Raw genomic sequence first — 6,000 nt, 5'->3', positions numbered from 1 at the left:
GCAAGCGGACGGCGCGCAGCGCGCCGTTTGCGACAAACTGCAGCGCGCGCCGGACAGACTGCGGTTTAACGCGATGGACTGGCCGGGGGAATCCGGCCATGCTGTTCCAGCCAGCCGAGCGCCCCTTCCCACAGCGGCTTGCAGTGGGCCTTGAAATAGCCCATGTGGCCGATCGGTCCCAGCCCGGCCTGGCGCGGGTCGATGTCGGTCGCCTGCCAGCCGGCGTTGCGGTAAGCCGACATGAAGGCGTTGCGGGAGGGCGGGCGCGCCCACAGGTCATCGAGCGCGTTGCAGGCCATGATCGGGCTGCGCACGCTCTCGTACGACGCGGCGATGTGCTTCATCTCCGGGTCCTGGAAAAAATAGCGCGGAAAGGTGCACCAGCGCTTCCACTGGCGGTACACATCGACCGGCAGGTCTTCGCCCATGCCCATCCAGTTCCACGCAAGATACCCCTTGACGCGCACGATCAGGGGGCCGAGCACGCGCCACATCAGCAGCACGCGCAGGCGCTCCATCGGCGGCATCCAGCCATGCCAGCCGGCGCCGGTGGCGAAGGTGTACAGGCCGTCGACCTTGTCGTGGTTGGGCAGCAGGCCGAAGGCATGGCCGCCGTAAGAGTGGCCCACCATATATAAAGGCAGTCCGGGTTTGCTCATGGCGTCGACGGCGGCGGCCAGGTCCTGGCGGCCCCAGTCCAGGTAATCCATGCGAAAGCCCTTGAGCGTGGCCGGCCTGGACAGGCCGATGCCACGGTAATCGAGCGTCATCACGTTGTAGCCGCAACTGCTGGCGTACTGCGCGAAGCGGCGGTAGAAGCCCTGCGGCACGCCGTTGGCGCCGGCCACCACCAGGTGGCCGCGCGTGGGTCCGGCGGCCGGGTAGTGGAGCGCGGCGATCGGGTAGCCGTCGGCGGTGGTGAGGGTCAGGGATTGGGCATCGGCGGGATTACTCATGATCGGGTTCCTTGTGGCGCTGCAGCTTCAGGTAGGTGAGCAGGGCGGCGCTGACCAGTGCCATCGGTTCCGGCGTGCCGGCCACGCGCGCTTGCAGCAAACCGCCTTCGTAGGCGGCCAGCAGCAGGGCTGCGGTGGCGTGGGCGCTGGCCGCTTCGTAACCGGCGTTGACCAGGCCCGTGGCGATGCGGTCGCGCACGGCGGCGAAGCCCCTGGCCAGCGCCGCGCGGATCGCGACGTCGTCGGCGGTCGTCTCCAGGGCGATGGTGGCCAGCGGGCAGCCGCGTTCGTAGTGGCTGCCGTCGAGCCGCTTCTGGGCGCCGTTAATCCAGATCATCAGGGCGGCGCCCGGGTCGCCGCTGGCGGCCATGCTCGCTTCCATGCTGTCGCACAGGCGCGCGATGGTCACCTCGATGGCGGCCACCGCCAGTTCGGTCTTGCCTCCTGGGAAATGATGGTAGAGCACGCCCTTGGGGGCGTCGGCGGCGGCCAGCAGTTCGGTCAGGCCGCTGCCGTGCAGGCCGCGGCGCTGCAGGGCGTCGATCATGGCGCCGATCAGGCGCTGTTTGGCATCGCTTGTTTTCATGCAAACCATCCTATAGACCGATCGGTCTATGCGCAAGAAAAATGTTGCGCAGGTAGAGGAGGGGCTCTAAATGGGGCGGCAGGCGGTATCATGTGGTCTTGCAATGCATTTTCACTGGAACCACATGCTGATCATCACCATCAAACAGGGCAAGGAAAAGAGCCTGCTCGCCGGCGAGCCCTGGATTTACGCGTCCGCGATCGAAAAAGTCGACGGCAAGCCGAACGAAAAAATGAAGGCGGGCGGCACGGCCATCGTGCAGTCGTCGTCGACCAAATTCCTGGCGCGCGCCGCCTACAATTCCAAGTCGCAGATCCGCGCGCGCGTGTGGACCTTCGACGAAGGCGAGCCGGTGGACCACGCGCTGATCAAACGGCGCGTGAAAGCGGCGCTGGCCAAGAGCGCGGCGGCGGCGAAAAAGGCGGGTCCCGATCAGGTGGTCAAGCTGGTCAACGCCGAGGCGGATAATTTGCCGGGTTTGCTGGTGGAGCAGTATGGCGGCAAAGAGGGGTATCTGATTTGCGAATTCCAGGCGGCCGGCGTGGACGCGTGGAAGGTGCCGATCGTGCAAACCTTGATCGCCGAGACGGGCTGCCGCAATGTGTACGAGCGTGCTGATGAACTGGTGCGCAAGGGCGAAGGATTGCCGTTCGTCGAAGGTGCGCTGGCTGGCGACGAGCCGCCGGATGAAGTGCCGCTCACCGAGAACGGTGTCAAGTTTGCGCTGGATTTGAAGACGGGCGAGCGCTACAAGTTTCGCTGATGTGTCGTGTCTCGAACTTGATGTCTTATGGAAACCAAGAATGATCCGCCTTCCTGCATTGCAGCGTTTCATATGCGCGGCGTTGTTTAGCGCCGCCGTTTTACCAACGGTTGCAAGCTGTGCCGAGCCGGATGAGCTGACCACGGCGACGCAGCGGTTTCTCGGACTCTTTCCCGCGTCGGAGATGCAGGCGCTGAACCAAAAAATGGTGTTGCAGATTGCGGTGAACATGGGTTCCAAAGTTCGCCCGGAATTTGTGAAGTGCATGAACGCTGCGATCGAGCCAAGCGTATTTGACGATGCGTCACTAAAACTGGCAAAAAGAAATTTCAAGGACGTTCAACGCCTGAAAGAGATCAACGAGTTCATGCAAAGCGCTGCAGGAATAAAGTATAGACGGCATGCTTTGAAAGTCATGGAAACAGGATTAAAACAGCTTCAGGCGGGTGAAGCGATCCGCGATGCGAAGCCGGCGGCCTTTACGGCTGAAGAAATGGGCGTCATCCAGGCTTTTGGAGCGCGTCCATCCTATGCTGAGTTCAGCCGATTTAGCGCGGATGTACAGCAGGAACTTCGAGCCGACGATCTGCAAGACGATAAGCTATGGAAAATCAGAGTGCGCTGTGATTCCTGATTAACTTGTTCTCTCTCAGAGACCAGGCGCATCCCCACTCGAGATTCAAGCACTCATCCTTCGATATCCAGAGCTTCCTGTTGCATTTGCTGAATTGTTAGCTGAAGCGACGGAACTTGAGCTTTCATATAAAGGCCGTTACCTTTTTGGGACGGGGATTACACCGGCTTTTCATTACAGGCCACTTGAGCCTCCTTAGGGAACCGCTGATTTATTCGTTGTTCGAAAATCGCGCGCCTTATTGATCAATGGGTTGCGCGTGGCCAAGGTATATAAAACCGATTAATCATCACTTCCTTAGCTGACGAGCGACAAAAAACTGCTATTGTGTGAATCTGCAGGGTTACCCTGCCCACCTCCTCATGTCCGCAAAGGGGCGGTACCAGCCAGTCATGTGCAGTCTGCTACTTTTTCAGTTCGGCGACCTGTTATGCTGACGCGAACGGCAGAGATCGGCCACAAGCAGCCGTTCAACAGTAGCCATGAGTTGGGTTTGCGTGATGAACAGCACGTCATGCCCCTGGCGGGCCGCTGCGTGCCCCAGCGCCTGCGCGAGGTGGCTCTTTCCGGTTCCGCAAGGGTCAGCGATGATGTACGTGCGCGACAAGCTGTCGCTGCATGAAATCTCGAAACGCACGCGGCTGTCCCGCAACACGCTGCGCAAATGGCTCAGGAAACCCGCCGCCGAGGCGGTGGCGCCACCGCGCTACGTACGCGGCATTGTTCTCAACAAGCTGACGCCCTACCACGCTACGCTGGAACAAGCACTCAAGGCCGATGCCCATCGCATCAAGCAGAACCACCGCACCTCCAAAGCCCTGTTCGAGCAGATCAAGGCCGATGGACAAACTATCACTATTAATAGGTGAAATTGTCACCAATTGTCACTTCCACAATTATTTCAATGACGAAAATGGTATAGCAACAAATTTGTATATTTCTGATAACAATGGGGCTATATTGCAAAGTTGTTTGCTAAGTCGTTGCAGCCAATGCCCGGGGCGTTCCCCCAGGCCGGGTATCCATCATCATCGTCGCGTATCGTGAGGAGTGAAATGAAGAGACCGCCTTTTAAGTACATCGTCGGATTGGCAATGTTTCTCGGCATATGTTCGGCGCAAGCCTCCAAGCTTCGCCCCGAAGGCACATTCATCGAGCAAAAGCTCGCCAATCGCTCACAGGGCTACTTTGAAAAAATCCTGTCGAGTGTGGCCCTGCGCGGCATTCATCAGCTTGGTGAACCGGTACATGAAGAGATAACGAACAGAATCCTCGGCTGCAATGGCGATGCCGACATGTGCGGCGACCCGGATCTGGATCCTGACAACGCTTACGTGCTCGCAGGTGTTCGATGGAACGACGACCCTCCATTTCGATTTGAAAAAGGGCACGGCGACTTCGGGGGCTGTGAATCCGGTGCGACGGTGAGGTTGGTCACGTTTCCTCAATGCTGGGGAAACGTCTTTAAAGACGGGGAAAGGAAAGCACACGCGGGAAGAGCGTTGACCGCCGAGACGGCGCCCTTGTTGACCCGATCTCACTTTGGGGACATGCAGTACTTGCACGCGATGGCCTCAAACGATAACGAGACAGCCGCCGTGGTCAGGCAGCGCATTCTGAGCTGGGCCGAGTTTACCTGGCGCGTGGGCGCTGGGGAATTTCCGAATGCGATGCTGGTGAAGGACGTGCCGATTGAGGCAATTTCCCGCGATTTCAGAACCAAGGGCTGGTCAATTCAGGATCTGTTTGCGCTCGGGAATCCCTACGTGCGAAAACCGGAAAACATGTCCAAGCTGGCATTCGGCAGTTTCCTGCACATGCTTCAAGATTCTTTTGCAGACGGCCACGCGGAACGCGGATCGACGGATGGGATGACGACATGTGGACCCACATTGCCGCTCAAGAGTCCGGGACAAATCGTGGAGTTTCATTCCTATGTCCATCAGGATTCTAAAAAACACGGCGAGGACGACTCCCGGATAGCGTTTTCCACCAGCTGGAATGCACGGAGCCCGAATGTCGTGGATGTCGGGCGCGTTTTCAACGAGTATTTTCTTCGCAAAGCCTCATGGGCCGAAGTGAAGCCCTACGTCGAATGCGTTTTTGCAATTCACCCAGATGCTCGCAATTCCAGTCCGGGCGATAAGTACGTTATCTCTCAACGCTAGCTGTTTGAGCGCGTCCCGCGAGTTCTGGCGCATGGTCAATTTTATGCGTCAACGAGGATCAGCCTCTTTTTGGCAAAGTGTAGAGATCATTGCGGGAAGCGGGCAGCAAGGCAGCGGCCAGAAAGCTCGATGGATGCTGCTCGCCCGGAGAAACGTACCCGTTCGTCGGTTAATTGGAGCGGAACTTTTTCGGACTAGGTACGAGCCAAACTATCTCCCTCAACTGGACTTTCCTTCAAGTGGATAGCACTGAGTCGACGCTCACCGAGGTCGGCTCCTGGGCGAAAGCTGTCGAGCTGCCAGGCTCCGGTTGGCCGTAGAGTACAATCGGCAGCGGTCGGCCAACAGCGGCCATAGGAGCTGCGTCAGATTGATAACTTACTGCCGTGGCATGCCAGCGCACGAGCGACTACAGGCATGCCAAGAGAGGCTAAACCGCTAATCGACGACCTGGAGCGATGGTTGCGAGGCATGCTTGAGAAGCTCTCGCGCAAGTCCGATACGTCGGCAGCGATCCTGTACGCCCTCAATCTGTGGCCCGCGCTGGCGCGCTACTGCGATGACGGCCAGATCGAAATCGACCACCCCGCAACAGAACGCGCTCTGCGTGGCGTTGCCATCGGTCGCCGCAACTACCTGTTTGCTGGCGCCGACACGGGCGGCGAACGTGCTGCCGCCATCCACTCCCTGATCGGGACGGCCAAGCTGAACTGGTGTCGACCCCGACGCCTGGTTGCGCCATGTGCTGGCCCACATCGCCGATCATCGCGCCAACCGTGTTGCCGAGTTCCTGCCCTGGCATTGCGCCGGGCAGCTGGCATCTGCCTAACTACACGCCGCTTTCCGGCGGCGTGACGCTATCGTCGTGCGACTCGACGCCCGATGCAAGACGG

General features: G+C 59.3%; 5 protein-coding genes and 3 pseudogenes. 5 read left to right on the top strand and 3 right to left on the bottom strand.

All coding sequences use genetic code 11. The features are described 5' to 3' along the window. Window positions 1-65: 65 nt before the first annotated feature. The gene (locus PO883_RS21650) at window positions 66-956 is read right to left on the bottom strand and encodes an alpha/beta fold hydrolase (RefSeq protein WP_289311582.1); all 891 of its coding nucleotides are present in this window, start codon (window positions 954-956) and stop codon (window positions 66-68) included. After that, window positions 949-1,542, bottom strand: coding sequence for a TetR/AcrR family transcriptional regulator (locus tag PO883_RS21645; protein ID WP_289311581.1), 594 nt, complete (start codon window positions 1,540-1,542; stop codon window positions 949-951). The genes PO883_RS21650 and PO883_RS21645 overlap by 8 nt, the downstream gene beginning before the upstream one ends. A 124-nt stretch (window positions 1,543-1,666) precedes the next feature. Here PO883_RS21645 and PO883_RS21640 point away from each other — a divergent pair, with 124 nt between their 5' ends. Next, complete coding sequence (locus PO883_RS21640) at window positions 1,667-2,305, top strand: SAM-dependent methyltransferase (protein WP_289311580.1); 639 nt, start codon at window positions 1,667-1,669, stop codon at window positions 2,303-2,305. A gap of 40 nt (window positions 2,306-2,345) precedes the next feature. Continuing rightward, window positions 2,346-2,939, top strand: coding sequence for a hypothetical protein (locus PO883_RS21635; RefSeq protein ID WP_289311579.1), 594 nt, complete (start codon window positions 2,346-2,348; stop codon window positions 2,937-2,939). Window positions 2,940-3,411: 472 nt separating this feature from the next. Here PO883_RS21635 and PO883_RS21630 read toward each other — a convergent pair. Continuing rightward, window positions 3,412-3,531, bottom strand: a pseudogene (locus PO883_RS21630) (ATP-binding protein); the annotation flags it as partial. Between PO883_RS21630 and PO883_RS21625 the strand changes: the two are divergent. The 3 genes and pseudogenes from PO883_RS21625 to PO883_RS21615 all read left to right on the top strand — a co-directional run. Beyond that, a pseudogene (locus PO883_RS21625) lies at window positions 3,527-3,784 on the top strand (IS21 family transposase); the annotation flags it as partial. The pseudogenes PO883_RS21630 and PO883_RS21625 sit on opposite strands and share 5 nt — an antisense overlap. Before the next feature lie 210 nt (window positions 3,785-3,994). After that, the gene (locus PO883_RS21620; RefSeq protein WP_289311578.1) at window positions 3,995-5,107 is read left to right on the top strand and encodes a hypothetical protein; all 1,113 of its coding nucleotides are present in this window, start codon (window positions 3,995-3,997) and stop codon (window positions 5,105-5,107) included. Window positions 5,108-5,492: 385 nt separating this feature from the next. After that, window positions 5,493-5,936: pseudogene (locus PO883_RS21615) on the top strand (transposase); the annotation flags it as partial. Window positions 5,937-6,000: the final 64 nt, after the last annotated feature.

Origin of the sequence: Massilia sp. DJPM01 (genome assembly GCF_030348125.1) — a bacterium.
In the GTDB taxonomy this organism is placed as follows: domain Bacteria; phylum Pseudomonadota; class Gammaproteobacteria; order Burkholderiales; family Burkholderiaceae_D; genus Telluria_A; species Telluria_A frigida.
Note: the sequence above shows the minus strand (reverse complement) of the source record. Positions and strands in the feature narration are given on the sequence as shown.